Origin of the sequence: Amycolatopsis sp. lyj-346, from assembly GCF_046548975.1 — a bacterium.
Classification (GTDB): Bacteria; Actinomycetota; Actinomycetes; order Mycobacteriales; family Pseudonocardiaceae; genus Amycolatopsis.
The window spans coordinates 113,290-139,645 of record NZ_JAJPWT010000013.1 but is presented as its reverse complement, the minus strand read 5'-3'; the positions used below and the strand labels follow the sequence as shown (position 1 = coordinate 139,645).

The window sequence follows — 26,356 nt, the reverse complement described above, 5'->3', positions numbered from 1 at the left end:
CACCGGGGAGATACCTCTTGTGCTCGGCGAATGAAAGCGCTTTCCTAGAAGCGCTGCCATGCCCACCCGGCCACCGTTCCGGCGCCCGGCCGGCCGGCCCGGTCCGGCGCTCCCGCGCGACGTCGAGCCGAACGGCAAGGCGCCCACCCGGCCACCTCGCCGACCAGCCGTGCTCCACCGGATCGTGGTGACCGGCGGGTACCGGCACCCACACCGATCGGAGACCCGACTTGCCCCGCCGACCCGCTTCGCCTCCGCCGGACCGCGGAACCACCCGAGTCTCGCCGGCTCACGTCCGCCTCCCCCGCGCCGTGCTGTGCGCGCCGGCGCTCTTCGTGGCGGCCGTCCTCGCCGGGCCGCTGATCACCACGCCGGTGAGCGCGGCCGAGGCGGCCACGGGGATCGTGCTCGACGGGAACGACATCAAGGCCGGGAACGTCAACGGTCTCACGTTCAAGGGGTTCGGCATGCTCAGCGCGAACAGCACGAGCGAGCTGCTGATGGACTACAAGGCCCAGCATCCGGCCAAGTACACCGAGCTCCTCCGGACCCTGTTCGGCGGACCGAGCCCGGTGCTGACGAACGTGAAGGTCGAGATGGGCAACGACCGGAACAATTCCACCGGGCCGGATCCGGCCACCATGCGGACGGAAAGCGAGAAGCCGAACGTCAAGCGAGACCAGGGGTTCCAGCTGGCGGCCGACGCGAAGAAGGTGAACCCCGCCCTCAAGGTGAGCCTGCTGCGCTGGAACGCGCCCGCGTGGGTGACCGACAACGACAAGGTCTACACCTGGTACAAGAAAACGATCCTCGAGGCGTACCGCACCTACGGGTTCATGGTCGACTACGTCAACCCCGGGCTCAACGAACACACCGCCGACCTGGCCTGGAGCAAGCGGTACGCCAGTCTGGTCAGGACGGACGCGGCCGGCTTCGCCAACGCCGCCGAACGAGCCCGGTACAACCGCATCCAGGTGGTGATCTCGGACGAGGCCGGGCTGGGCAGCTTCGGCGGGACGATGGTGAACGACGCCGCGCTGCGCGACGCCGTCGCGGTGGCCGGGTACCACTACAACCCGGACGACGACAGCGCGGGAAACTTCAAGCGACTGGCGCAGGAGTTCGACAAGGAAGTCTGGAACAGCGAGGCGCAGGCCACCTTCGGCAATTCGGCCTTCCGGCCCAACAACAACACGAAGGACCCGACCGTCGCGGGCACCGGCATCGGCGGGAAGAACAGCGCGCTGGAAATGGGCAACACCATCGTCAAGGGGTTCACCAGCTCCAACCGGACGAACTTCATCTACCAGCCGGCCGTCGGTTCCTTCTACGAGGGCGGGCAGTACGGCTTCAAGGAACTCGTCAGCGCGCGTGACCCGTGGTCGGGCTGGCTCCACTACGACGTGGGCATCGACATCTTGCGGCACTTCAGCTGGTTCGCGAAGACCGGCTGGGAGAACCCCGGCAACACCACGGGCGTCTGGCGGGCCGTCCCCCAGGCGAGCCAGACCGGGGCGGCGGGCACGAACCCCGTCAACGGGCGCAACGGCACCCCCAGCTACCTGACGCTGGCCGCTCCGGACAAGCGGAACTTCTCGACGGTCTTCATGAACGACAGCGAGTACCCGCAGACCTACCGCATCAGCACCGTCAACATGGCCTGCACCGGGACGCCGGCCCTGGAAAAGTGGGAGACGCGGGCGGCCGATCGTGGTCAGGCCTTCAACGCGAACTACCTGAAGTACCTCGGCCACGTCACCGCCGGCTCCGACGGCGGGTACACCGTCACGGTCAAGCCCTATTCGGTGGTCACCGTGACGACACTGGCCCGGCACACGAACCCGGCGTACCGGGCGCCGCTGCCGGTGGAGGGTGCGCGGACCGTGCTGGACACCGACGCGTCCGGTTCGGGTGCCAACCCCCAGGACGACACCTTGTACGCGGACGGCTTCGACTACACCGGCAAGCGAACTCCGGTGCTCGGGGCCGGCGGTGCCATCGTGGGAAGCGAGGACTTCGTCGCCTCCCGCGGCGGATCCAAGAGCGCAATACCGCTCTACACCAGCGATCGCAACGGCGCCTTCGAAGCCCATCGCCCGGAGGGGTCGAGGAACTACGTCCTCCGCCAGCAGCTCGACAAGTCGGTCAACGGGCTCGGCGGCGCCTGGAGCGGCGGCGATCCGGTCACCCGGATCGGCGACGGCCGGTGGCTGAACTACGAGGCCGCCATCGACGTCTCGTTCGAGAACGACGGTCTCCAGGACGGCGCGAACTACGCGGTCCTCGGGGTCCGGCAGCAGCACGGCGACGTCGGCGCGCCCTACAAGCTGAAGTTCACCTTCGACGGCGGCTGGCAGCTGATCGTGGACAACAAGGTGGCGGCCGGCGGCAACGTGGTCAGTGGCGCCGGCGGCGTCCAGATCCCAGGCTTCGACACCACCTACCACGCCTGGCACAGGCTCGCCCTCAAGGCGGCCGGCGGTGAGCTGACCGCCTCGTTGGACGGCGTCACGCTCGCCAGGTACACCGATCCGGCTCCCCGGCTCTCCGGCCGCATCGAGATCGGCAGCGGCTACTACCACACCAGGTTCGACAACCTCCGGGTCCGGACCCTCGACGGCTTCACGCCGTACTACACCGAACTGCTCGACAACCTGGAGATGACCGACCTGAGCGCCTCGCCCGCCACCAAGCTCGGCTACGGCGGACAGTGGGCGCACGAAAGCGGCAAGAGCATGTACAACTACCAGCGGACGCTGTCCACCAGTCAGGGATCCGGCTCGACGCTGAGCTACACCTTCACGGGAACCGGACTCGACATCACCGGCCCCAACGACGGTTCGGCCGTGCTCGAGACGACCGTCGACGGACGCGTCACCGACAGCGCGGCCCGCACGACAGCATCGGCCGAGTTCTACCAGACCTTCGGCCTTCGCGGGCTCACGTATGGCAGGCACACCGTTCAGATCAACGTACGCAGCGGAATCCTGGTCGTCGACGCGGTCGCCGTCGCCGGCTAGCCATCCCCACACCAAGGAGTCGTCATGACCATGCAACGACGGACGTTCCTCAGCATGACCGCCGTCGGCGCGGCGGGCGCGGGCCTGGCCCTGCTCGGCGCAGGACCGGCGCTGGCCGCCCTCGGCCCACTGGGCTCGGCGCCGGCCACCCCGTTCGCGGTCGGCGTGCGCCGCTACGACTGGAAACGCGGCAGCCGCCCGTGCACCACCTACGTCTACTACCCCGCCACCGGCACCGCCGGCGGCAACCCGGTCACCAACGCCCCGGCAGCCGGCGGGGTCTTCCCCGTCTACAACTTCACCCACGGCTTCGGCAGCAGCCCGCAGAACTCCCTGTTCATCATCCGCGCCCTCGCCGCCGCGGGCTTCGTCGTCCCCGCCCCGCACTTCAACCACAACTTCGGCGACGTCAACAACGGCAACACCTCCAAGGACGTCTCCCAGATCCTCACCAACACCCTCGCCCTCAACGCGAGTGGTCCGCTGGCCGGGCACATCAACACCACCATCGGCGTCGGCGTCTCGGGCCACTCCCTGGGCGGCATGGTCACCCACGGTCTGCTGACCTCCTGGCCCGACAGCCGGATCGTCTCCGCCAACCCTCAGTCCTGTGTGGACATGGGCAACCCCGCCGCCTCGGTCAACGCCAAGGTCCTGTTCGTCCACGGCGACAAGGACACCACCTGCGCCTACTCCTCGGCCCGCCAGGCCTACAACGAGATCAAGTGGCCCAAGGCGTTCCTCACCTTCGTCGGCGGCAGCCACACCAGCTTCTGGAGCGACCAGCGCTTCCCCAGGACCGTGGTCGACTGGGCCCGCTGGACCATGTACGGCGACACCGCCGCACGGGACCGCCTCGCGGCCGACGCGTCCGGCACCAAGATCAAGTGGGAAGCCCAGCTGGGCTGACCCGCCGGTGGTGGGCCACCCACGCCCCGGTGGCCCACCACACCGGCGATGCCCGGCAGCCCCTTCGCAACCACATTGGACGGTTTCGATGACACAGCCTTCCCACGTTCCGGTCCCATCGCGACGTCCGCGCCGACGCCGCGCCGTAATCGCTCTGGTCGGCGCACTGCTCGCCGCGCTGACCGCCGGACCGCCGGCCGGCGCGGCATCGGCCCCGACGTACGCCGGCTACCTGTTCACCTACTTCACCGGTGAGGGCTCCGCCACCGGCGAACAGGTTTACTTCGCGCTCAGCCAAGGCAACGACCCGACCCGGTGGCGGCAGCTCAACGGCGGCAAGCCGGTGCTGACCTCGACCGTGGGAACCCGCGGCGTGCGCGACCCGTTCGTCATCCGGTCACCCCAGGGCGACCGGTTCTACCAGATCGCCACCGACCTGCGGATGTACGGCAACGGCAACTGGGACCAGGTCCAGCGGACGGGCAGCAAGTCCATCGTGGTCCGGGAGTCGGCCGACCTGGTGAACTGGAGCGCGCCGCGCCTGGCACGCGTCTCACCGGACACGGCCGGCAACACGTGGGCCCCGGAGGCGTACTACGACGAAGGACTCGGCCGGTACGTGGTGTTCTGGGCGTCGAAGCTGTACTCCGCCGGCGACCCGAACCACACCGGCACCACCTACAACCGGATGATGTACGCCACGACGTCCGACTTCCGGACGTTCAGCCCCGCGCAGGTCTGGGTCGACAAGGGCTACTCGACGATCGACTCGACGCTCATCAGGCACAACGGCACCTACTACCGCTTCACCAAGGACGAGCGGAGCGCCTCGCAGTCCGCCTGTGGCAAGTTCGTCCTCGCGGAGAAGTCGGCGACGGTCCTCAACCGCAGCTACTCGTTCGTCGCCGACTGCCTCGGGAAGAACGCGATCAGCCAAGGTGAAGGGCCGCTGGTCTTCAAATCGAACACCGAAGAGCGCTGGTACCTGTTCATCGACGAGTACGGCGGCCGGGGCTACGTCCCGTTCACGACCACCGACCTGAACGCCCGGCAATGGTCCCCCGTCTCCGGCTACACCATGCCCGGCCGGCCGCGCCACGGCACCGTCCTGCCGGTCACCCAGGCCGAGTACGACCGGCTCCTGCAACGCTGGGGCTGAGCTACCACAGGAGAAACCCATGATCACACGCAGGACGATGCTGTCCGGAACGGCGGCCGCGGTCGCGGCGGCGGCGGTGGGCGCGGGCGTCGCGCACGCGGACCAGACCATCACCGTCGACCCCCGCACCGGCTACGGGACGTGGGAGGGCTGGGGCACCTCGCTCGCCTGGTGGGCCAACGTGTTCGGCGACCGCGACGACTTCGCCGACCTGTGGTTCACCACCAAGACCGTCACCTACAACGGCAAAACGCTTCCCGGCCTCGGGATGACCATCGCCCGCTACAACCTCGGCGCGTGCAGCTGGAACTCCGTCGAGGGCCAGTCCATGGCCGTCTCGCCGAACATCCCCCGATTCAAGCAGATCGAGGCCTACTGGCAGGACTGGCGCAGCAGCGACCCGGCCTCGTCGGCGTGGAAGTGGACCGCGGACGCCAAGCAGCGAGCGGCGGTGGTCAAGGCGGCCGCGCGGGGCGCCACGACCGAGCTGTTCGCCAACTCGCCGGTGTGGTGGATGTGCGCCAACCACAACCCATCCGGCGCGGCCAACGCAGCCAACGACAACCTGAAGTCCCAGCACCACCGCGACCACGGTATCCACCTCGCCGAGGTCGCCCGGCAGTTCCGCGACCGGTTCGGCGTCACGTTCCGCACGGTCGAACCCTTCAACGAACCCTCCTCGGCCTACTGGTCGGCAACCGGGAAGCAGGAGGGCTGCCACGTCGGCGCGGCCTCCCAGCGGACCATCCTGCGGTACCTGCGGGAGGAACTGGACCGCCGCGGCCTGTCCGGGACGCGCATCGCGGCCTCGGACGAGACCAGCTACGACCTGGCCCACAGCACGTGGAACTCCTTCGACACCACCACGAAGTCCCTCGTGGACCAGATCAACGTCCACGGCTACCAGGGCTCCGGCGGCCGCCGCGACCTCGTCTACGCCGACGCGCGAGCGGCGGGCAAGGTCCTGTGGAACTCCGAGTACGGCGACCGGGAGGTCACCGGGCTGTCGATGGCGAGCAACCTCTGCCTGGACATGCGGTGGCTGCACCCGACGGCCTGGTGCTACTGGCAGGTGATGGACCCGACCCCGGCGTGGGCGCTGATCAGCTACGACCCGGACACCCTGCAGGCCGGCGCCGTGCAGAACAAGCTGTACGTGCTGGCCCAGTTCACCCGCCACATCCGGCCGGGCATGCGGATCCTCGACGCGTCGACCGGGAACGCGGCGGTCGCCTACGATCCTTCGGCCCGCCGGCTGGTCCTGGTCGCGGTCAACACCGCCACGTCGGCCCAGCCGATCACCTTCGACCTGTCCCGGTTCACCACCCTGCCCACCGGCCTGATCACCCGCTGGTCCACCTCGACGAGCAGCGGCAGCGACCGGTACGTCCAGCGCACCGACGTCCGCCTCGACGGCAAGACGCTGCGAGCGCCCTTCGCGGCGGGCCAGGTGCAGACGTTCCAGCTCGACGGAGTCTCCCCCTGAAGCTCCGGGCACGGCGCGGGGTCGTCAGGGTGATCGGTCCGGGGACGCCTCCGTTGCCGGCCGCGCCGGCTTCTCCTCGCCGGTGAAGACCCGGTCGAGCTGGTGGTCGATCAGTGCCACCGCCCGCTCCGGGCTGAGCTGGGTCAGCAGGACACCGCCCTGGAGGCCGGATGCCGCGGCCAGCAGGAGTTCGGCCTCGGCGCGGCTGTCGACGACCGGGGCGACGTCGCCGCGGCGCTTTCCTTCGTCGATCAGCGCGGCGGCCAGCTCTTCCAAGGCCGGGGGCGCGGCGGCGGCCACGCCGGTCAGGTCCGGGTCGGTCAGGAAGCGGACGAAATAGGCCGCGTACACCACGTGCCGGAGCCGCCGCTGTTCGTCCAGGGGAAGCAGTTCCAGCAGCACCCCTCGCAGCAGGGCGCGCGGTCCGGGGTCGGCACCGAGGGCGGCGATGCGTTGCTGGCCGATCCGCTCGGCATCCGCGTTGAGCAGCTCCAGCGCGGAGAGCAGCAGGCCACTGCGGCTCCCGAAGTAGTACTGCACCAGCCTCATCGAGACGCCGGCCTCGGTGGCGACCTGACGCAGGGTGACGCTTTCCAAGCCGTGGCGCGCAGCCAGCCGCCACACCGCCTCGGCGATCTGGCGGCGGCGTTGCTCATGGTCTGCGGGACGAGCCATGCGTCATGTCTAGCACGCGCTGGTGCGATCGCACCAAAACTGGTTATGATGCGATCGCACCAAACGAGCGAAGGGGAACGGCGATGAACAAGTACGTGGCGCTACAGGTCCTGGGCATGGTGGTTCTGGTACTGGGCGGCCAGGGAGTCATCCGGCTGGCGATCGACCACGACCGGGCGGGACTGCTGAGCTGGCTGCCGGGTGGCTTCGCCGCCTGGCTGGCCGGTCATTGCGTCATCGCCCTGGTGGGCCTGGTGCTGACGGGCTGGGCGGACACCCGACGCAAGAAGCAAGAGACGTCTTGACAGTCACCTGACACCGCCGGATGGCAGGCGACTGCGTCTGGGGGCGTGCCGCGTCGGAGGCGGCCGGGTCGCCGAGCTTGGCGCTCACCCGCAGCGGGCCGAACCGCACCCGCACCGCGAACCCCTCCGGCCGGCGGGCTTCGGCACCCTCCCCGTGGCGCGGAACCCAGCCGCCACTGCCCTGCTCGCGACCGGGTGGCCTCTTCCGGCGTGCCGCGTCTCGGCTCAGAGGTGGCCGGCCCGCCGCAGCCACGCGAAGGCGAACCAGCCCACCGGGACCCGGGACCAGAACGTGACCACGCGGTGGAGCACGGCCGCCGCGAGGGCGACCGGGGGCTGGAGCCCCACCGCGGTCAGCTGGGCCGCCAGGATCACCTCGGCCCCGCCCGCTCCACCGGGCAGGGGCACCAGGCCGGCGAACGCGCTGCCGGCCACGACGAGGAGGAGATCGCCGAACGGAACCGTGGCGCCGAAAGCCCGGACAGCCGCGGCGAGGGCCGCGGTCGAGCCCAAGGTCACCAGCAGGTTCCCGGCCACGGCGAGACCGGCTCGCCCTGGGGCGGCGAGGGCGAGCCGGAACGCCTCGAGCGTGGCGGCGGCGACCGGACGCATCCGGCCTGTCCACCGACGGCCGGCCGTCGTGCACCGCAGCGCCGTCCCGGCGGCGAGCAGCACGAGCGCGGCGATCGGCACCACCGGGCCGGAAACCACCGAACCCGCGGCCGCGAGCCGCCCCGAGGCGATCAGCCCCGGCAGCGCCAGTGCCACCGTCACGACCACCGCGGCGGCCTGCACCGCCCCGACCGCACCCGCCGCGCCGGTGGTCGCCACCCCGCGCCGGTGCAGGAACCGGGCGTTGGTCGCCATGCCACCGAGGTTCCCCGGCGCGACGAGGTTGCCGAACGTTCCCGCCAGCTGCGCGGCCGTCGTCAGTCCCCACGGCAGGCGCACCGGCGCGACGGCCCGCAGGGCCAGCACGTTGCCCAGCAACGGCACGAGGAAAACCGTCACCGCGGCGAAAACCCAGACCGGCTCGGCGGTCCCGAGAACCGCGCCGAAATCGGCGGTGCCGGCGGTGCGGACGAAAACCGCCGCCGCCACCACGACGGCCACCGCCGCCGCGCAGCGGATCAGCGTGTTCGCCGTAGCCCGGCGTTTCGTGGACGGGTGTGCGTCGCTTCGGCTGTCGATCACGAGTCCATGCTGGTCGGCCCGGACCCGGAAAACGTCGGCACCGAGCGGTATCCGGCCGTACCGCGTTCGCGGTACTAGACCCGAGCGCGCAGTGGCAGCACCGCGCGCACCTCGAACTGCCCGTCGGCACGCGGCCCGGCCGTGCAGGAGCCACCGGCGCTGCCGGCGCGTTCGCGCATGCCGATGAGCCCGTGCCCGGTGCCGGGTCCGCGATGGCCGGGTGACGCGGAGTTGGTCACCGTCAGCCGGAGAACGTCGGCTGTGTAGGTGAGATCCACGTGCGCGCCACGCTCGGTGCCGTGCTTGCCAGCGTTCGTCAGTGCTTCCTGGACGATCCGGTACGCCGCGAGGTCGGCGGCGCCGGCGAGGGGCCGGGTGGCGCCGTGGGAGCTGAGGCGGACGTCGAACCCGGCAGTCCGGAAGGATTCCACCAACGCCCCGACGTCGGCGAATCCCGGCGTGGGCCGGAGGGATTCGGGTGGGTCGTCGTCCTGGCGCAGCAGGCCCACCGTGGCGCGCAGCTCGTCGAGGGCCGCACGGCTGGTGTCCTTGATGCCGGCCAGTGCCTGCCGGGCCTTGTCCGGTTGCCGGTCCAGCAGGTGGTGGGCGACCCCGGCCTGGGCGTTGACCAGGGTGATGTGGTGGGCGACGACGTCGTGCAGATCACGGGCGATGCGGACGCGCTCGTCGCGCACCCGGCGGCGTGCCTCCTCCTCCCCGCTTCGTTCCGCTTCGCGGGCCCGTTCCTCGGCCTGGCGCAGAAGCGCGCGGTTGGCGCGCACGGAGTCGCCGACGGCGACGGCGATCGCGATGTAGTTGGCCGGCAGCACGGTGCGGATGTTGGCCAGGTGATCCGGCAGCCAGGCCACGGAGCTGACGGTGAGCAGCGCCGTCGCGACCGCGGCCATGGTCCACGCCGTCCGGCGGTCGGTCCGCCTGGCCACCGTGTAGAGCGCGATGATGCACGCCGTGTCGACCACGACGGTGTGCGGTGGGATCACCGGCAGCACGCCACCGAGCACCGCGGTCACCCATGCGACCGGCACCGGGTACCGGTGGCGCCAGAGGAGGGCGGCACTCGCCGTGCCGGTGACCACAACCTGCCAGCCGTGCGGGGCGACCCAGGCCGCGCTGTCCCGATCGGCCAGCTGGAACACCCCGACCAGCAGCACGATCACCGCGGGCAGCACGACGAACCGCCGTCGCGGCGCGGCGTCCTCCGTTCCCGGACCGGAGGAGGTCACCGCGACGCCCGTGGGGCGACGAGCCCGGTCTCATAGGCGAACACGACCAGCTGGGCGCGGTCACGGGCACCGGTCTTCATCATCGCGCGGTTGACGTGCGTCTTCGCCGTCGCGGCGCTGATGAACAGCCTGGCGGCGATCTCCACATTGGACAACCCGGCCCCGGCCAGCGCCGTGATCTCCCGTTCGCGCGCGGTCAGTTCACCCAGCTCCGCCCGCGCTTCGACCGGCCGCGCTTCCGGCTGGGCCAGGAACCGGCCGATCAACGCCGTGGTCGCCGACGGCGACAGCAGCGACTCCCCCCGCCGCCACCGTGCGGATCGCCTGCAGCAGTGCCTCCGGCTCGACGCCCTTCCCGAGGAAGCCGCTCGCGCCGGCCCGCAGCGCGGCCACCACGAACTCGTCGGTCTCGAACGTGGTGAGGACCAGGATCTTCACCCCGGCCAGGTCCTCGTCCGCGGTGATCCGCCGGGTGGCCTCGATACCGTCCACCCCGGGCATGCGGACGTCCATCACGACGACGTCCGCCTGCGCCTCGCGCGCCTTCGTGACCGCGTCCTGCCCGTCGGCGGCCTCCGCGACCACCTCCATGTCCTCGGTGGCATCGACGAGGAGGCGGAAGGTCGCCCTGAGCAGGGCCTGGTCGTCGGCGAGCAGGACGCGGATCGTCATCCGGCCATCATCTCGTGCTCGTCCCGCACCCGCTCGGGGCCTTCGACCGACAGCCGCGGCGTGATCCGCTCCGCCCACCGCGGATACGACCAGTTCGCCCGGCCGAGCAGCGTCATCACGGCGGGGATCAGCGTCAGCCGGACCACGAACGCATCGACCAGAACGGCGATCGCCAAGCCGATGCCGATCATCGCCACGATCCGCTCCCCGCTGAACCCGAACGACGCGAACACGCACAGCATGATCGTCGCCGCGACCGAGATCACCTGGCCCGTTTCGGCCACCCCCGCCCGGACGGCACGCCTGCTGTCGCGGGTGTGAGTCCACTCCTCGTGCATGCGGCTGACCAGGAACACCTGGTAGTCCATCGACAACCCGAACATCACCCCGACCACCAGCACCGGCACCAGGTACATCACCGGTGCCCCGGAGCCGACCCCCAGCAGCGCCAGGCCCCAGCCGTTCTGGAAGATCGCGGTGACCGCGCCGAGCCCGACCGCGATCGTGGCGATGTTGCTCAGCGCGCCCACCAGCGGCACCAGGACACTGCGGAACGCCACGGCCAGCAGCAGGAAGCCGAGCAGGGCGATGAGCCCCAGGTAGAGCGGCAGCTTGCTCATCAGCGCGTCGGCGACGTCGATGCTGCTCGCGGTCTGGCCACCCACGTAGACCTGCAACCCGGTGCCCGCCTCCGCGGCCGGGATGACGTCGTCGCGCAAGGTCTCGACGAGGTCGGCGGTTTGCTCCGCCTGAGCCGTGGTCGCCGGGATCACGGTTGCCGAGGCGACCTGCTGCCCGGCCCGTGCCGGGGCGGACACGACGTGCGCGACGCCGGGGAGGGACTCCAGCCGGTGCGCGAGAGTGGTGAACGCCTGGGACGAAGCTGCGTCGGGCGTGCTCGCGACCAGCAGCAGGGAAGCGTCGAAGCCGTCACCGAAAGCGCCGGCCATCAGGTCGTGGTAAGCGCGGGTGGGCGTTCCGGCCGGGTCGCTGCTCGCGTCCGCGTTGCCCACCCGCATGCCCAGCACGGGCGAGGCCAGCAGGACCGTCACGACGAGCGCGGCCCCACCGGCGGCCACCGGGAAGCGCTGCACCAGGTCCGCCCAGCGGCCCGCCGTCGTGGTCTTGCCGTCTTCCCGCGGGAGCAGCGGGAACCGGCCACCGGCGATCGCGGCGCGGTCCTTCCGCGACAGCACCCGGTAACCCAGGAACCCCAGCGAGGCGGGCAGGAGCGTGAGGGCGGCCGCGACCGTGAAGAGGACCGTGACCGCGGCAGCCTGCGCCATGCCGGTGAGCAGGCCGAGGCCGACGACGAACATGCCGAGCAGCGCGATCATCACGGTCACCCCGGCGAACACCACCGCACGTCCGGACGTGTCCGCGGCCTGCGCCAGCGCGTCCGGCACGCTCGCCCCGGCTCGCAGCGCCTTGCGGTGGCGGTTCACGATGAACAGCGCGTAGTCGATGCCCACGCCGAGACCGATGAGCGCGCCCATGGTGAGGCTCGTCGCCGCGAGGTCGACCACGTGGGACGCCAGCATCACGACCAGCAGCGACGCACCCACGCCGGCCAGGCCGGTGACGATCGGCAGGACCGCCGCCCACAGGGACCGGAACAACAGCAGCAGCAGGACCAGGGCGGCGAGGATGCCGATCGCCTCGGTGCCGTTCGACCCGGCGGGCTTCTCCGTGAACGCCTGCCCGCCGACCTCGACGTCGAGCCCGGGCGCCCGCAGCCGTTCGGCGGCCTGCACGACGGGCTCGGTGGCGGCGGCCTTGTCGAGGACGACACTCGCATACGCGGTGCCGGCGCCCGGGTTGAGCTGGGTCGCGCCCGCCGCGGTGTACGGACTGACGACCTGCTTCACCCCGGGCATCGCCGCGATGTCGCCGAGCACCGCGGTAACCCGCTCGCGCACCGGGCCGGAACCGACCTCGCCGGCGTGCCAGACGATCGTGCCGCGGACGACGTTCGCCGAGGCTTGCCCGCCGGCTTCGCCGAGCAGGTGGTACGCGGTGGCCGACTCGCTGTCCGGCAGGTCCGCGGAGTCGGTGAACGCCGCACCCGCGCCGAACACCAGCAGGGCCAGTGCGACGAGGCCGCCCACCCAGCCGGCGAGGACGACACCCCGCCTTCGGAAGCACCAACGTGCGAGAGAGCTCACGGTGAACAGCCTTTCGGGGAAGGAGGACGGTCGTCGACCAGCCTTCCCGTCCGGGCCTTCCGTGGCGTCAGCCTCCCGCGGTCATCGGCGGTACCGCAGCCGCGGTACCGCGGCGGTCTCAGTAGGGCGCGGTCGCCGGCCAGACGATCGCGCTGGTGGGGACGGTCGCGGTCAGCTGCCGGAAGGCGGCCGACGGCACGGCACCCTGGTCGCGCAGGGCGGTGGCGACGAGCCGGGCGACCTCGATTGATTTCAGCCGAGGCGGAAGTCGGCGACCCGGATCGGTGACGGCGTCGTTCCGGTGGAAGCTTGCTGGTACATCACGGAGATCACGCCTTCGGCGGCCAGGCGCGAGTCGTCGACGTCGACCTCGCCGAAGGCACGCAGGTCCGGGCTGTGGACGGTCTTCCAGTCGGTCCAGCCGCTCGCCTTGGTCGCCGCGACGATCCGCCCGTACGGCATGACGAGGTAGGCGTTGTCGCCGCGGTCGAAGACCAGCTTCGTGCGCTGGGTGGACTCGGGGGCGACCGGCACTTCGCGCTTGGTCCAGCTGCCGTCGGCGGCGCGGCTGAGGAAGAACGTCCGGCCGTACTGCTTGCGCTGCGCGGAGTAGTTCGTGACGCACTGGGTGAACCGGCCGGGCACGTAGCTGATCACGACGTGCGGCTGTCCCGCGGCGTCGACGGCCTGGCTCTCCTGGTTCATCAGCCCGTGGTCGACGCCGAGCGGGTCGACGACCGTACCCGGCGAACCCACCGCCACCGGCGAGCTGCCGGTGGTCGCCACCACCGTGCCGGTGTTGTTCCGCCAGGTCCGGCCGCGGTCGTCGCTGTAGACGTAGCCGGTGTCGTGGTTGGCCAGCCCGCCGGAGTTGCACAGGACCCGGGAATTGCCTTCGCGCCAGGTGAACGCGGCGTGCAGCCGCCCGCCCGGGCCGTAGGTGATGCCGTGCAGGTACATGTTGCGCGTCGTGCTGGTCACGCCGTTGCCGGACTTCCACGAGCCGGTCGCCGACGACCACTTCCCGAGCTTGCGCCAGCTGCCCGCGCTGTACTCCGCCAGCTCGTTGACGCCGTTGCCGGAGCCGCCGGTGCGGTAGGACAGCTGCAGCTTCCGCTCCGGCGTGACGACGAACTGCGGGTAGGTGATCGCGCCGAGGTCGACGCCGTTCAACGTGCGCTGCACCGCACCGAACACCGACGACGTCCAGGCGTGCGAAGCGGGCGAAGACAGCAGCCCGGCCACCGACTGGACGTAGTAGACCTGGTTCCCGTGGGTGTCCATGGCCACGTGCAGCCGGCCGTCCTCCGGTGAGACCCCCATCGAAATGACGTTGTGCGAGTCGTTCACGGTCAGCTTGTGCGGCAGCACGACGGTCTGCCACGCCCCGGCGCCGGCGCGCCGCGCGAGCACGGCGCTGCGGTCCGCGGTGTACCACGCCGCGTACTGGTAGCCCGCGTAGCTGAAGATGCCGCTCTGCTGGAAGGAGTTGTTGTTCACCACCCCGTCGTAGGAGACGAAGTACAACGCCTTCGCGTCGAGCTGGGTGTCGGCGATCTTGACCACGGACACGGCCGCTTCCGCGGGCGTGGCGGGCACCAGGGGCAGCACCGCGGCCACCAGCACACCGAGGATCCGGGAAAGCGCTTTCTTCGCGGTCATGGTCGCCCCTTTGCGATGTTAACGCGAACAGTGTGCCCCCGGGCCCGGACCGCCGTCAACCTCTGTGGCAGCGGGCCAGGCGAACATGTCCACTATGGACAGACCGCCGCAACACGCCGACGGCTCGATTGGTCCGAGCGACGACGCGGTCGGCCCGGGGCCCGGCGGTCACCTGCCGAGGATGCCGCGCCGGTAGCCGGCTGCGACGGCGGACGCGCGGTCGGTGACCTCCAGCTTGGCGTAGATGTGCAGGAGGTGCGTTTTGACGGTGGCTTCGCTGATGTAGAGCCGGGCGGCGGTCTCGCGGTTGGTCTTGCCCTCGGCGACGAGGGTCAGGACCTCGCGTTCGCGGGCGCTGAGCCGGCCTTCGGTGAGCGGGTGTGGTGGCCGGATGCGGGTGAGCAGGAGGGTGGCGACGGAGGGGGCGAGGACGGTCTGGCCGCGGGCGGCGGCGCGTACGGCGCGGAACAGTTCCTCGCGGGGTGCGTCCTTGAGCAGGTAGCCGATGGCGCCCGCCTCGATGGCGGGGAGTACGTCGGAGTCGGTGTCGTGGGTGGTGAGCACCAGGACCCGGGTGGTCGGGACCCGCTCGATGAGCAGCCGGATCAGGGTGCCGCCGCTGGGGTCGGGCATCCGCAGGTCGGTCAGCACCACGTCCGGGCGGGCGGCGGCGACCACGGTCAGTGCCTCGGTCCCGGAGGCGGCTTCGCCGACGACCACCAGGTCGGGCTGGGTGCTGAGCATCCCGCGGAGTCCGTCGCGCACCACCGGGTGGTCGTCGACGACCACCAGCCGCAGCGGTGTCACCGGTCCACCCCGATCACCGGCACGGTGACGCTGACCGCCGTCCCGCCACCTGGCGCGCACTCGATGCCGACGCCACCGGCCAATGCGCGCACCCGCTCCCGCAACGCCGTGAGCCCGAAGCCGCCGGCCTGTCTCGGCGAGAACCCGGTCCCGTCGTCGCACACGTCCAAGATGATCACGTCTTCCATGTAGGAGAGTGTGACGTCCACGCGTTGCGCCTTGGCGTGTCTGCCCACATTGGACAGAGTCTCCTGGGCGGCGCGCAGGACGGTCACCTCGACTTCCGAGTGCAGCGGCTGGGGTGTTCCGGTCACGGTGAAGGTGGCCGCGACGCCGTACTGCTCTCGCCACGTCGCCACGGCCTGCCGCACGGCGTCACCCAGGCGGGCGTCCTGAAGGGGGCCGGGGCGCAGCGCCTCGATCGAGCGGCGGACCTCCACCAGGCTGGTGCGCGCCAGACCGCCGGCGATCTCCAGCCGGGAACGCACCGGACCGGGCGGGACGGCGCGCTCGTCGATCGCCTCCAGCTGGGTGACGATCCCGGTCAGCCCCTGGGCGACCGTGTCGTGGATCTCCCGGGCCAGCCGCGCGCGTTCCCCGTCGGCTCCGGCGGCCCTGGCCCGCTCGACCAGGAGGCTGTGCAGCCGGGCGTTCTCGGCGGCCACGGCGACCAGTTCGGCGTTGGTCTCCCGGCGCCGGACCGTCTCCCGCCCCAGTGCCCTGATCATGGCGCCGACCAGCACGGCCAGGGCCGTGCTCAGGGCGAGGTTGAGCAGCAACTGGCGCGGGTTCGTCGCGGGGAGCACCAGCCACGGGATGTTCGCCGCCACCACACCGACGTACGCCCGCCACCCCGACAGCGTGAAGAACGCGAGCGCGTAGCACATGGGGACGAACAGTTGGAACGCGTCGCCGCGCAACACCAGGACGGAAGTGAACGCGAGCAGCCCGGCGAAGTACCCGGCCATCGGCCACACCCAGCGGTCCCACCACTGCGGGTGCGCCACCACGAACCACCAGTGCCACCCCGCGAGACCGGCGGCGATGCCCAGGGTGACCGCCCGCTCCGGCCAGCCCCGCGTGCCGGTGGCCACCCACACCACGCTGACCAGGAGCAGCAGGCCCAGCGGAGCCCACGCCCACGCCTGGTTCCACCGCTGCTCCCGAGCCAGGTCCTGCTGTTCCGCCACCGACGTCATGCCGCCATCTTGTCCGTTGGCCGTCGATAAGTCAGGCGGCGCAACAGCGCCTCCGCGGGACCGCGCCTGCCCGTGCGTCGCAGCAAGGCGGCGAGCAGCACCGAAACCAGCCACGTGCCCAGTGCGACGACGGCGGCCTCGGCGGTCCCGAGCGTCGCGCCCAGCCCCAGGGTGTACGGCATCAGCAACGCCACGAACACCACGGACTGGAACAGGTAACAGCTGAGCGAATACTGGCCGGTCGCGACGAGCGCCCGCACCACCGGCCCCCGACGTTCACCCACACGGATCGCGACCAAGCCGATGAGCGCCGCGTACCCGAGACCTCCGGCGACCCCGGTCACCGCGTGCAACGCCGAGACACCCCACAGCGTGAGCACCGACGTCGGCTCCCACACACCGCCCACCGCCAAGCCCAACGGCAACCCACCCGCCACGGCCGCCGTCAGCCCGGCAACGGCGGTGCGCAGCAGCAGGGTTCGGTGCGCGGCCGGGTCGGTGAGCACCCCACGCCGGCCCGCCCAGGTGCCGACCAGGATGGCGCTGCCCACGCCGATGATGCCGAACGGCGTCAGCAGCCATTCGGCCGGCCGCAGGGCGAGTGCCACGAACGGGTCCGCCGTCTCGAAGGAGAGGAAGTAGGAACGCCCGCCGTTCGAGGGCGCCAGGGCGGAGGCCACCTGCATCAGTGCCACGACGATCAGCCACAGTGCCGCGGCGGTGAGCAGCTTGCGGTCCGCTGTCCGCTGCCACCGCACCAGCAGGAACCCGGCGATCCCGTAGGTCACCAGGATGTCGGCGGGGAACAACAGCACCACGTGCACCGCCCCGAACACGATCAGCCAGCGGCTGCGCCGCCGCAGGAGCCGCGCGGCTTCCCGGTCGTCCGCCCCGGCCGCCCGCTGCCGCCGGTACACGTACACGACGCCATAGGCGAACAGGGCCGCGAACATCGGGTATGCGCGCATGTCGACCAAGGTCACGACCAGCACGCTGACAACCCGGTCGAGCAGGCCGTCCTCGACGATGTGCTGACGCACGCCGTACCGGCGGCCGTAGAGGTACACCGCGCAGTTCGCCAGCGCGATCAGGGCCAGCATCACCCCGCGGCCCAGGTCCGGCGCGAGCGCACGTTCTCGGGTGGTGACCGGTCCCACCGCGGTGCTTGTCAGTGTCATGGCCTCAGCCTGCTGCGGCGCGCGACGCCCCGAATCGAGGATTCGGACGACCACGCACCTCATCCGGGAAAGCCGCCCATCAACCGATCGGTGGATGCCAGGGTGTACCCGACGGTACCCGTGACGAGCTGACGAACCGGGAAAGGGGATCCGGATGACAGAGCCGGTGGCACGGACGTGGCAGCGGATCGTCACTCTGCTCCAGGACTCGGCGCCGGCGACGGCACGAGTGATCAGGCCGCCGTCACCGGGCGCGGAAGTGCGGCGAGCGCTGAGCGTGCTTCCCGCCGACCTGCCCCACGACCTCCTCGGGTGGTGGGCGGCCATGGACGGCATCGACGACGAGCGCGATTACCGGGCCGGGGCGGTGATCCCGCACCACTTCGTGCCGCTGGCGGTGCCGCGAGTGCGGGAAGAGTACCTCCGGCAGCAGAACTATCCCGATGACCGCTGCTGCACCGCCGACGACCGGCACCGCATGCCCGCCGGCGTACCCGTCTTCCCGTACTGCACCGCGCTGGTCCCCGTCTGCCGCTCCATCGACGGCGGACCCCTGTGTGTCGACACCCGGCCTGGTGAGCGGTACGGCTGCCTGATGCACTGGTACGCCAGCGAAGGCGCCTACGCCGTCGAGTGGTCCAGCGTGACGCACATGCTCACCGACGTCGCCGATCGTCTCGCCACGGGCGAGGCAGCCACCGGCGACGAGGGAATGCTGACCTGGGACAGCGACCTCGGGTGACCCCCGCGGGATTCATCGCCTGGTCGTTGTGCGGGGCGTCCGCGGGCGCTTGGTTCCGGCGGCGGAAACCAAGCGTGCGCGTTTTTCCACGGCGCGGAGGATGTCGTTGCCGAGTTGTTCGAGGAATTGGCCGGCGGTGGCCAGCCGGGTTCCGACCGCGGTGTCGGCGCCGAAGACGCCGGCTCCGCGCAGCACGGTGGTGGCGAGTCGCTGGTTGGCGCGGACACCGGCCACCGCGGAGCGGACGCCGGCGGTCTCGTCGAGGAAGTAGCGGTGGCGCCGGCTGTGGCTGTCGCGGCCGCGGCGGATCAGTCCGTGCTGGTGCAGCAGAGCGACCGCGTGCGAGGTGGTCGCCGCGCTGACCCGCAGGCGCCGCGCCAGCTCGACGGCCGTGTGGCTGCCGGTCTCGGAGGTGAACAGGCAGGCCAGCACGCCGGCGGCCGTGCGCGGCATGCCGGTCTCGACGAGAGCGGCGGTGAGATCGGTGACGAACGCGGCCGTCGCGCCGGGATCGGGCCCGGCGTGCTCGCCGAGTTCCCGCGCCGCGGGCGGGCGTGGCCGGCGCCGGGCGCGGTGGGTGGTCGCCAGCTGCGCCAGGTCCGCGCGGTAGCGGCCCGGCCCGCCGTTGCGCGCGACCTCGCGGCTCACCGTCGAAGCGGGACGGCCGAGGCCGCGGGCGATCTCGGCGTAATCCAGGTCCTGCGCCAGCCCCTCGGCGATCCGGTGCCGGTCGGCGGCGGTCAGCCTGCGTCCTGGCATCCGGCCGGCTCCTGAGTTTCGGTGGTGGCGGCCAGTATGCGTGCCGCTCGTCAATCCTTGCAACAAGCTGCCGTTCGCGTGCATTAGCCCGCAGCGCCATTGCAATGATCGTCGCCGGTATGACCTGGATAAACAGGCCAATCCGGGACCGGCCTCGTTGACCGGCATTTTGTCCCCTGCCTAATGTCCGGGCCGGCAGAGACAGTCGTCCATCCACCAATGGGGGTATCCGATGAGGGCTCGAGGCATCACGTACGACACCGGCTTCACCCCGGGTGGCCGGTGTTCCCGGCCCGTCTTCGACGCCGAGGCGGTACGACGGGAGATCCGCGTCATCGCCGAAGACCTGCACTGCGACGCGGTGCGGATCACCGGCGGTGACCCCGAGCGGCTGGCCGTCGCGGCCCGGCACGCCGCCGACGCCGGGCTGGAAGTCTGGTTCTCCCCGTTCCCCTGCGAACTTCCCGCGGCAGAACTGGTGCCGTACTTCACCGACTGCGCGGACCTCGCCGAGGAGGTGGGGGCGGCGGTGTTCGTCACCGGCTGCGAGCTGAGCCTGTTCGCCCCCGGTTTCTTCCCCGGCCACGACAGCCTCGCGAGGATCGATGCCCTGGTGGGCGGCGTGCCCGGCGCCTTGGCCGAGGTCGCCGAGGTGAGCGCGAAGCTGGACCCGTTGCTGGCCGGCATCGCGGCGACGGTGCGCACCCGGTTCCGCGGCAAGATCACCTACGCCTCCGGAACCTGGGAACAGATCGACTGGACGCCCTTCGACATCGTGAGCGCCGATGCCTACGGCGATCCCGGGGACGCCTTCCGCCAGGGCCTGCGGGAATACTTCCGGCACGGAAAACCGCTCGCGGCGACCGAGTTCGGCTGCTGCACCTACCGGGGCGCCGCCGAACGCGGCGGCATGGGCTGGCTGGGCGTCGTCGACCACGACGCCGATCCGCCCCGCGTCGCCGGGGATTACGTCCGCGACGAGGAGGAGCAGGCCCGGTACCTGCGCGAGATGCTCGCGGTGTTCGACGAAGAAGGGGTGGACACCGCCTTCTGGTTCACCTTCGCCGGCTACGAATACCCGCACCACCCCGATCCGCGCTTCGACCTCGACGTCGCCTCCTACGGGGTCTGCAAGCTGATGCCCGACGGCAGCCTCGCCCCCAAACGGTCCTTCCACGCCATGGCCGATGCGTACCGGTCAAGCCGCGCACAGCCGTCCGGGGATTGACGGGCTGCTCAGCGCAGTACGGCCACCGCCGGTGCGGCGGTCATCCTGCGCTCGCCTCCCGGACATCCGCCACCGTCTGGTCGTGGTGGCTCCGGCGGGTGGCGCGGAGCTTGCCGAGCAGGCCGTGGCGGGGGGCCAACAGCCAGCAGGCCAGGAAGACGGCGGTGGCGACCAGGACGATGAGGCCGCCGGCGGCGAGGTTGAGCCAGTAGGACAGGTACAGCCCGATGACGCAGGCCAGCGCCCCGATGGCCGGGGCGAGCAGCATCATCGTCCCGAGCCGGTCGGTGAGCAGCCGGGCGCAGGCGGCGGGCGTGATCAGCAGGGCGAGGACGAGGATGTTGCCGACGGCCTGCAGGGAGACGACGATGGCGATGGTGACCATGGCGTAGAGGGCGAGGTCGAGCGCGAACACCGGCAGGCCGGCGGCGCGGGCGGTTTCCCGGTCGAGGCTGACGGTGACGAGTTCCTTGTGCAGCAACGCGGCCACGGCGAGCAGGACGACGGTGGTGACCGCGACGGTGCGGGTGTCGCCGTCGCTGATGCCGAGGATCTGCCCGAACAGGAAGGATTCGAGGGAACCGCTGTAGCCGGGTGCGCCGCTGAGGATGACGATGCCCAGCCCGAACGCGGCGGCGAAGAAGACCCCGATGACGGTGTCCTCCTTGAGGCGTTTGTTCTGGGCGAACACCGCGACGCTCAGCGCGGTCACCAGTCCGGCGATCGCGCCGCCGAGGGCGAGGTTGACCTGGAAGACGAACGCGAGGGCGACGCCGGGGAACACCGAGTGCGCGACGGCGTCGCCGATGAAGGCCATGCCGCGCAGCACGACGTGGCTGCCGATCACGCCGCACACGACGCCGGACAGGATGGCGACGAGGAACGCGCGTTGCATGAACAGGTGCTCCCAGGGAGCGGTCAGGTAGCCGGTCATCGGGTGATCCCCAGGGAGTGGATGAGCTGTTCGGAGCTGGTGACGCCGAACGCGCGCAGCCACAGGCCGGGGTCGCGCAGCGCCTCGGGTGGCCCGTCGGCGATGACGGTCCGGTTGAGCAGGCAGAGCCGGTCGCACAGGTTCGCGGCCGCGGGCAGGTCGTGGGTGGTCATGAGCACGGCCGTGGCTTCCTCGCGCAGGCTGCGCAACAGGCCGGTGAGCAGTTCCTGGGTCGGGACGTCGAGGCCGGTGAAGGGTTCGTCGAGCAGCAGCAGCCGGGGCCGCAGCGCCAGCGCCCGGGCGACGAGGACGCGCTGGCGCTGGCCGCCGGACAACTCGCCGATGGGGCGGCGGGCCAGGTCGGTCATGGCGACCCGGTGCAGGGCTTCGGCGACGGCGTCGCGGTCGGTGCGTCCCGGGCGGCGCAGGAACCCGATGGCCGAGGTCCGGCCGGTGAGGACGGCCTTCTCCACCGAGATGGGGAAGTCCCAGGCGAACTCGTGGCGTTGCGGGACGTAGCCGATCGTGCCGTCGACGTCGATGGTTCCGGCGGTGGCGGGCAGGAGCCCGAGCACCGAGCGCAGCAGGGTGGTCTTGCCCGCGCCGTTGGGGCCGATGAGCCCCGCGAGTTCCCCGCCGGTCAGCCGGAAGTCCACATTGGACACGACTTCGCGGCCGGCGAGCCGGATGGTCAGGCCGCGGATGTCGAGGGCGGTCACGAATCTCCTCCGGTCCGGCGGCGGGAACGCCGCCACCACAGCACGCCGCCCAGGACGAGGACGACGCCGGCCGCGCTCCCCAGGAGCAGGCCGGTCCGGTCCGGTTCCGCGGGCTGAGCGACCTGAGCCGACGCGGACGAAGCTGTGGCGCTGGGCGATGGCGTGGCGGGGGCGATGTAGGCCTGGGCGGCGTCGCCGTCGCCGACGAACACCCGCAGCGTCTGCCGGTCGCTCAGGGTTTTGCCGTCGGGTGCGGTGGTGTGCATGTCGATGTCGAGGGCGTAGCTGCCCGGGGCGGAGAAGGCCCAGTTGCCGTGGACGTGCGAGTTGGCTTCGATCCCGGTTTCCTGGGGGAAGGGTCTGGTGCTGTCGAAGACGATCTCGGGGGTGCCGAAGTTCCCGTTGAGGAACAGGGTGAACTGCCCGGGGCCGTGGACACCGTGCAGTACCCAGGTGACTTCCCGGCCGATCACCGGAGCGATCGAGGGGTCCTGCGTGTTCCACCCCGGCCACAGCACGCCGGGGCGTTGCACCTGCGGCAGCAGCCACACCGGTGCGCCGCTGCGGCCGAGGAAGGCGAACTCGGGTCCGGGTGGCACGGTCATCGACGACGCGCCGACGGCTTGCAGCACGACCTGCGGCACGGGCCGCCAGGCGACCGGGGTGGCGGAATCGTCGCGGATCTGGATCTTCCAGGCGCCGTCGACGATCCGCGGGCCCATGTCGACGTGGCCGTCGGCGATGACGGTGACGCCGTCGGCGGCGACCGCCGGTGCGGGACCGGCGGTGAGGAGTGCGGCCGCCAGGACGGCGGCGGCGACGGGGCGGAGTGTCATGCCGCGGCTCCCAGGCACCGGTGCAGTTCGTCGGCGTTGTGCCGCATCATCGCGAGGTAGTTGCGGGTGGTCGCGTCGAACGAGTCGCCATAGAGCTGGCAGACCCGCACGTTCAGGTCGCCGGCGATCTGGGTCAGCACGGTCGCCCGCTGCTTGAGGTTGGGTTCGGCGAACACCGCGGGCACCTTCAGGTTGCGGATCGTTTCGGTGAGCTTGCGGACCTGGTCGGCGCTGGGCTCTTGGGCGGGGTTGGGCACCACGAACCCGGCGACGGTCATGGCGTAGGCCTTCGCCAGGTAGCCGAACGCGTCGTGGGTGGTGATCAGCTGCCGCCGGTCGGCCGGGATCCGGGCGATCTGGTCACGCACGTAGGTGTCGAGTTCGTCGAGCCGGGCGACGTAGGCGCGGGCGTTGTCGTCGTAGGTCGCGGCCCCGGCGGGGTCGCGTTGCTTGAGCGTGTCCCGGATCAGCTGGACGTAGGCCTTGGCGTTGCGGACGTCTTCCCACAGGTGGGGGTCGATCTCGCCGTGGACGTGCTTGCCGAGCACGGCCTGCGGGAGCTGGTGGATCGAGGTCCCGGGCGCGCCGAGGAACGCGAACCGTGGATCGCCGGGCACGGTTTCCAGGGCCCGGTTGGGCACGTCGATCACGACCTGGTCGGCGGCGACGGCGTGCTGCTGCCCGGTTCCGGCGTCGGTGTAGGCGTACACCTGGCCGCGGTCGAGGTCGACGGCGAGGTCCGTGTGCCCCGTCCCGATGATCACCGGCCGGCCGGGCACCGTGTGCGGGTCGACGCCGACGGCGAAGGTGAACGTGCCCGAACCGACGTCGGCCGCGGCGGCGGATCCGGTGGCCAGCTGCGCGGACAGCGTGAGCCGGTACACGCCGGGCTTGCTGAACGCCCAGTTCAGGTGCGTGTGCGCCGCGGGCGGCAGGGTCGTGGTGTCGGCACCGTCGAGCCCGTCGGCGGAGTTGAAGTACACCTCCGGCTGCCCGAGCGCTTCGGTGAGGTAGACCGCGACGGTGCCGGGTCCGTCGAGTTTCGCCGCCGACAGCCGGACGTCGGAAGCGCGGGTGGCGCCGCGGGCCTTGCCGTCGCCGCGGACGGCCAGCCCGAGCCACGCCACGTCCAGCCCGATGTCCTCGACGAGCGGGATCACCGACGCGCCGTAGGTTTCCGCCGCCTCGGCCAGCGACACGTTGGGCGTGCCGGGCCGGGCGTTGGCGTCGATCGTCTTGATCAGCGCGTGTTCCTCGAGCAGCAGGTGGTTGGTGAACGTGACGTCGGCTTCGGCGACCTTCGCCGCGTCCCGCGGGGTCGGTTCGTAGGAATGCGGGTCCCCACCCGAGGGCACGATCGAATCGACCGACACCCGGTCGCCGCCGACCTCGTGCGCCAGGTCGGCGAGGATCTCGGTGGTGGTCACCACCCGCAGCGCGCCGGTCCCGGCAGCCTGGCCCGGTGAGCACGCCGCCAGCACCGCCGTGGCCGCGACGAGGGCGATCCCGGTGCGCGTCCCGCGGCTCACCGGTCACCCGCCACGGCGGACCGGCGACGGCGGACGACGATCAGGCACAACACGCCGGCGAGGACCGCCAGCGCACCGGCGGTGACCGGGGCCGCTGCGGAAAACCCGGTGGACGCCAGCGAACCGCCACGGCCGCCGTTCGCGCGATTCGCCGGAACGTCGGAGGCGCAGGTGCCTGGTGGCGGAGTGGAAGTCGTGACGGGCAGCGCCTGTTTCGGGTCGACCGGGCCGACGGCGAAGGTGACCACCTGCTTGTCGCTCACCTTCGCGCCCGAGGTGAGGGTGGCGCTGTGGGTGAAGGTGGCGTGGTAGATCCCCGGCTTGGTGAAGGTCCAGTTGCCGTGGGCGTGGGTGCCCAGCCGCACCGGCGTGGTGTCGGGGCCGCCGTTGCCGCTGTCGAACAGGATGACCGGGCTGCCGAACGGATCGAACTCGAACACCGCCAGCGAACCGGGACCGTCCACTGTGTCCAGTGACCAGGTGATGTCGCCGCGCACCTGCGCGGCGGTGACCGATTCGGTGTTCCAGCCCAGCCACAGCACCCCGGCCTGCTGGGTCTGCGGGATCTGCCAGATCCGGTCGCCCGGCTTGCCGAGGAAGGCGAACCGGTCGCCGGCGGGCACGGTCGTCGCGGCCTTGTCGACGACGTGCAGGACCACGCTCGACGGGGCCCGCCACGTGGTGACCGCCGCGACGGTGCCGTCCTTGACCTGGGAGACCAGTTTTCCGTCCAGCACCCGGACCGCGTAGTCGACGTGACCGTCGGCCAGCACGGTGCCCGCGGTGGCGGTCGCCGGCCCGGCCGGGACGCAGGTCTTGCTGCTCGGCGCGGACGGTGCCGGGGTACCGGTGTGCGACGTCGCGGACGAGGTACCGGGTGGCGCGGGCGAATTCGACGTCGTCGGCGGGGCGGAGGCCGACGTCACGGTCGGCTGCCCGTCACCGGAGACGACGACCGTCGCCGGCGCGGAGGTGCTGCCGGTGAAATCGGTGACGTAGGCGGGGACGAACCGCGCGGTCAGCGAATGGGCGCCCGCGCCGAGCGCGGTGACCAGGGAGGCGCGGCCGTCGGCGACCGCGGCGTGGCCGAGAACCCGGTCGCCGTCGGCGAATTCGATCGCTCCGGCGGCGGCGGGGGTGACGGTGCCGGTCAGGGTGACCGGGCCGGCGGCCACCGGAGACACCGCGAGGGCGGTCGCGGTCGGCACCGCGGGAACGTCACCGGCCTGGCTGCCACCGACGAACCAGGTGTAGGTCACCGGTCCGCTGCGCACGAGGTGTCCGGTGGTGTCGGTGGCGGTGACCTCGAAGGTCAGCCGGTACCGGCCGAGCGCGGTGAACCCCCAGTTGGCGTGCACGTGGCTGCCGACCGCCTGGTGCAGCACCTGGTGGGCGGGGTCGGTGGAGCTGAACACGCGCAGGGGCAGGCCGAAGGAGTCGGTCTGGAACACCTCCACGGCCCCGGGCCCGTCGACCCCGGCAAGCCGGATGTCCACCGCGTCCCCGGCGAACACCCCGGGACTCAGGCTTTCGGTGTCCCAGCCGGCGAACAACAACGAGAAGTCCTGCACCTGCGGCGCGATCCACACCCGCGCCCCGGCCGCGCCGAGGAAGGCGTACTCCGGGACCGCCGGGACGACGGTCCGGGAAGCGTCGTTGTCCCGCAGCTGGAACAGGACGTCCTGCGGCGAGAAGAACTGGTGGGGGTCGCTGCCGACGCGCGTCTGCAGCTCGAGACGGCCGTCCCGGTACTGGATGTCGAGAGTGTCGGTGTGTACCTCGTTGAGCACCGTCCGCGACTTCGGCGCGGGCGCCGGGCCGGTGTCGGCCGCGGCCGGGCCGGCCAGCAGCGGCACCGGCAGCGCCAGCAGGCAACAGGCCAGCAGCAGGCGCATCGGTCTCTTGCATCTCAGCATCTGAACTCGTCCCCAAGT

Annotated in this window: 21 protein-coding genes and 1 pseudogene; 7 read left to right on the top strand and 15 right to left on the bottom strand. The window is 71.3% G+C overall.

Going from position 1 to position 26,356, the window contains the following annotated elements; translation table 11 throughout:
* Positions 1–311: 311 nt before the first annotated feature.
* The 4 genes from ACLJQE_RS32180 (at position 312) to ACLJQE_RS32165 (ending at position 6,574) form a co-directional block, all read left to right on the top strand.
* Positions 312–3,020 carry a hypothetical protein gene (locus tag ACLJQE_RS32180; RefSeq protein WP_410643284.1) on the top strand — a complete coding sequence of 903 codons (2,709 nt, stop codon included), beginning with the start codon at positions 312–314 and terminating at the stop codon, positions 3,018–3,020.
* Positions 3,021–3,044: 24 nt separating this feature from the next.
* Positions 3,045–3,929, top strand: coding sequence for an alpha/beta hydrolase family protein (locus ACLJQE_RS32175; RefSeq protein ID WP_410643283.1), 885 nt, complete (start codon positions 3,045–3,047; stop codon positions 3,927–3,929).
* Between the two features lie 88 nt (positions 3,930–4,017).
* Entirely contained in the window at positions 4,018–5,088 is a 1,071-nt protein-coding gene (locus ACLJQE_RS32170; RefSeq protein WP_410643282.1) for a glycoside hydrolase family 43 protein, read from the top strand.
* A gap of 19 nt (positions 5,089–5,107) precedes the next feature.
* On the top strand, positions 5,108–6,574 hold the full coding sequence (locus ACLJQE_RS32165) for a glycoside hydrolase (RefSeq protein ID WP_410643281.1): 1,467 nt from the start codon (positions 5,108–5,110) through the stop codon (positions 6,572–6,574).
* A gap of 24 nt (positions 6,575–6,598) precedes the next feature.
* Here the strand turns inward: ACLJQE_RS32165 and ACLJQE_RS32160 are convergent, their stop codons facing one another.
* Positions 6,599–7,249 (bottom strand): TetR/AcrR family transcriptional regulator, encoded by a 651-nt coding sequence (locus tag ACLJQE_RS32160; RefSeq protein ID WP_410643280.1) that lies wholly within the window; start codon positions 7,247–7,249, stop codon positions 6,599–6,601.
* A gap of 83 nt (positions 7,250–7,332) precedes the next feature.
* On the opposite strand from ACLJQE_RS32160, the gene ACLJQE_RS32155 reads away from it, so the two are divergent.
* Positions 7,333–7,554 carry a hypothetical protein gene (locus ACLJQE_RS32155; RefSeq protein WP_410643279.1) on the top strand — a complete coding sequence of 74 codons (222 nt, stop codon included), beginning with the start codon at positions 7,333–7,335 and terminating at the stop codon, positions 7,552–7,554.
* 225 nt (positions 7,555–7,779) lie between these two features.
* Here ACLJQE_RS32155 and ACLJQE_RS32150 read toward each other — a convergent pair whose 3' ends face one another.
* From ACLJQE_RS32150 to ACLJQE_RS32115, 8 genes and pseudogenes are all read right to left on the bottom strand, one after another.
* Complete coding sequence (locus ACLJQE_RS32150; RefSeq protein ID WP_410643278.1) at positions 7,780–8,748, bottom strand: lysylphosphatidylglycerol synthase transmembrane domain-containing protein; 969 nt, start codon at positions 8,746–8,748, stop codon at positions 7,780–7,782.
* Positions 8,749–8,822: 74 nt separating this feature from the next.
* Positions 8,823–9,992: a sensor histidine kinase gene (locus tag ACLJQE_RS32145; RefSeq protein WP_410643277.1), complete on the bottom strand. Its 1,170-nt coding sequence runs from the start codon at positions 9,990–9,992 to the stop codon at positions 8,823–8,825.
* Positions 9,989–10,664: pseudogene (locus tag ACLJQE_RS32140) on the bottom strand (response regulator). The gene ACLJQE_RS32145 and the pseudogene ACLJQE_RS32140 overlap by 4 nt, the downstream one beginning before the upstream one ends.
* Positions 10,661–12,829, bottom strand: coding sequence for an MMPL family transporter (locus tag ACLJQE_RS32135; RefSeq protein ID WP_410643276.1), 2,169 nt, complete (start codon positions 12,827–12,829; stop codon positions 10,661–10,663). Before ACLJQE_RS32135 ends, ACLJQE_RS32140 begins: the two are co-directional and overlap by 4 nt.
* 252 nt (positions 12,830–13,081) lie before the next feature.
* Complete coding sequence (locus tag ACLJQE_RS32130; RefSeq protein ID WP_410643275.1) at positions 13,082–14,491, bottom strand: BNR repeat-containing protein; 1,410 nt, start codon at positions 14,489–14,491, stop codon at positions 13,082–13,084.
* A gap of 168 nt (positions 14,492–14,659) precedes the next feature.
* Positions 14,660–15,298, bottom strand: a complete 639-nt coding sequence (locus ACLJQE_RS32125; protein WP_410643274.1) for a response regulator — start codon at positions 15,296–15,298, stop codon at positions 14,660–14,662.
* Complete coding sequence (locus tag ACLJQE_RS32120) at positions 15,295–16,497, bottom strand: sensor histidine kinase (protein WP_410643273.1); 1,203 nt, start codon at positions 16,495–16,497, stop codon at positions 15,295–15,297. The genes ACLJQE_RS32125 and ACLJQE_RS32120 overlap by 4 nt, the downstream gene beginning before the upstream one ends.
* Positions 16,494–17,675 (bottom strand): DUF418 domain-containing protein, encoded by a 1,182-nt coding sequence (locus tag ACLJQE_RS32115; RefSeq protein WP_410643272.1) that lies wholly within the window; start codon positions 17,673–17,675, stop codon positions 16,494–16,496. The genes ACLJQE_RS32120 and ACLJQE_RS32115 overlap by 4 nt, the downstream gene beginning before the upstream one ends.
* A 154-nt stretch (positions 17,676–17,829) precedes the next feature.
* Here ACLJQE_RS32115 and ACLJQE_RS32110 point away from each other — a divergent pair, with 154 nt between their 5' ends.
* Positions 17,830–18,417, top strand: coding sequence for an SMI1/KNR4 family protein (locus ACLJQE_RS32110; protein WP_410643271.1), 588 nt, complete (start codon positions 17,830–17,832; stop codon positions 18,415–18,417).
* Positions 18,418–18,429: 12 nt separating this feature from the next.
* On the opposite strand, the gene ACLJQE_RS32105 is transcribed toward ACLJQE_RS32110, so the two are convergent.
* On the bottom strand, positions 18,430–19,176 hold the full coding sequence (locus ACLJQE_RS32105; RefSeq protein WP_410643270.1) for a helix-turn-helix domain-containing protein: 747 nt from the start codon (positions 19,174–19,176) through the stop codon (positions 18,430–18,432).
* A 232-nt stretch (positions 19,177–19,408) separates the two neighbouring features.
* On the opposite strand from ACLJQE_RS32105, the gene ACLJQE_RS32100 reads away from it, so the two are divergent.
* Positions 19,409–20,404, top strand: a complete 996-nt coding sequence (locus ACLJQE_RS32100; protein ID WP_410643269.1) for a hypothetical protein — start codon at positions 19,409–19,411, stop codon at positions 20,402–20,404.
* Positions 20,405–20,444: 40 nt separating this feature from the next.
* Here the strand turns inward: ACLJQE_RS32100 and ACLJQE_RS32095 are convergent, their stop codons facing one another.
* The 5 genes from ACLJQE_RS32095 to ACLJQE_RS32075 are packed head-to-tail and all read right to left on the bottom strand — an operon-like array spanning position 20,445 to position 26,317.
* Positions 20,445–21,338 carry an anchored repeat-type ABC transporter permease subunit gene (locus ACLJQE_RS32095; RefSeq protein ID WP_410643268.1) on the bottom strand — a complete coding sequence of 298 codons (894 nt, stop codon included), beginning with the start codon at positions 21,336–21,338 and terminating at the stop codon, positions 20,445–20,447.
* Positions 21,335–22,057, bottom strand: a complete 723-nt coding sequence (locus ACLJQE_RS32090; protein ID WP_410643267.1) for an anchored repeat-type ABC transporter ATP-binding subunit — start codon at positions 22,055–22,057, stop codon at positions 21,335–21,337. Before ACLJQE_RS32090 ends, ACLJQE_RS32095 begins: the two co-directional genes overlap by 4 nt.
* Complete coding sequence (locus ACLJQE_RS32085) at positions 22,054–22,893, bottom strand: TIGR03773 family transporter-associated surface protein (protein ID WP_410643266.1); 840 nt, start codon at positions 22,891–22,893, stop codon at positions 22,054–22,056. The genes ACLJQE_RS32090 and ACLJQE_RS32085 overlap by 4 nt, the downstream gene beginning before the upstream one ends.
* On the bottom strand, positions 22,890–24,422 hold the full coding sequence (locus tag ACLJQE_RS32080) for an anchored repeat ABC transporter, substrate-binding protein (RefSeq protein ID WP_410643265.1): 1,533 nt from the start codon (positions 24,420–24,422) through the stop codon (positions 22,890–22,892). Before ACLJQE_RS32080 ends, ACLJQE_RS32085 begins: the two co-directional genes overlap by 4 nt.
* Positions 24,419–26,317, bottom strand: a complete 1,899-nt coding sequence (locus ACLJQE_RS32075; protein ID WP_410643264.1) for a TIGR03773 family transporter-associated surface protein — start codon at positions 26,315–26,317, stop codon at positions 24,419–24,421. Before ACLJQE_RS32075 ends, ACLJQE_RS32080 begins: the two co-directional genes overlap by 4 nt.
* Between the last annotated feature and the right edge of the window lie 39 nt (positions 26,318–26,356).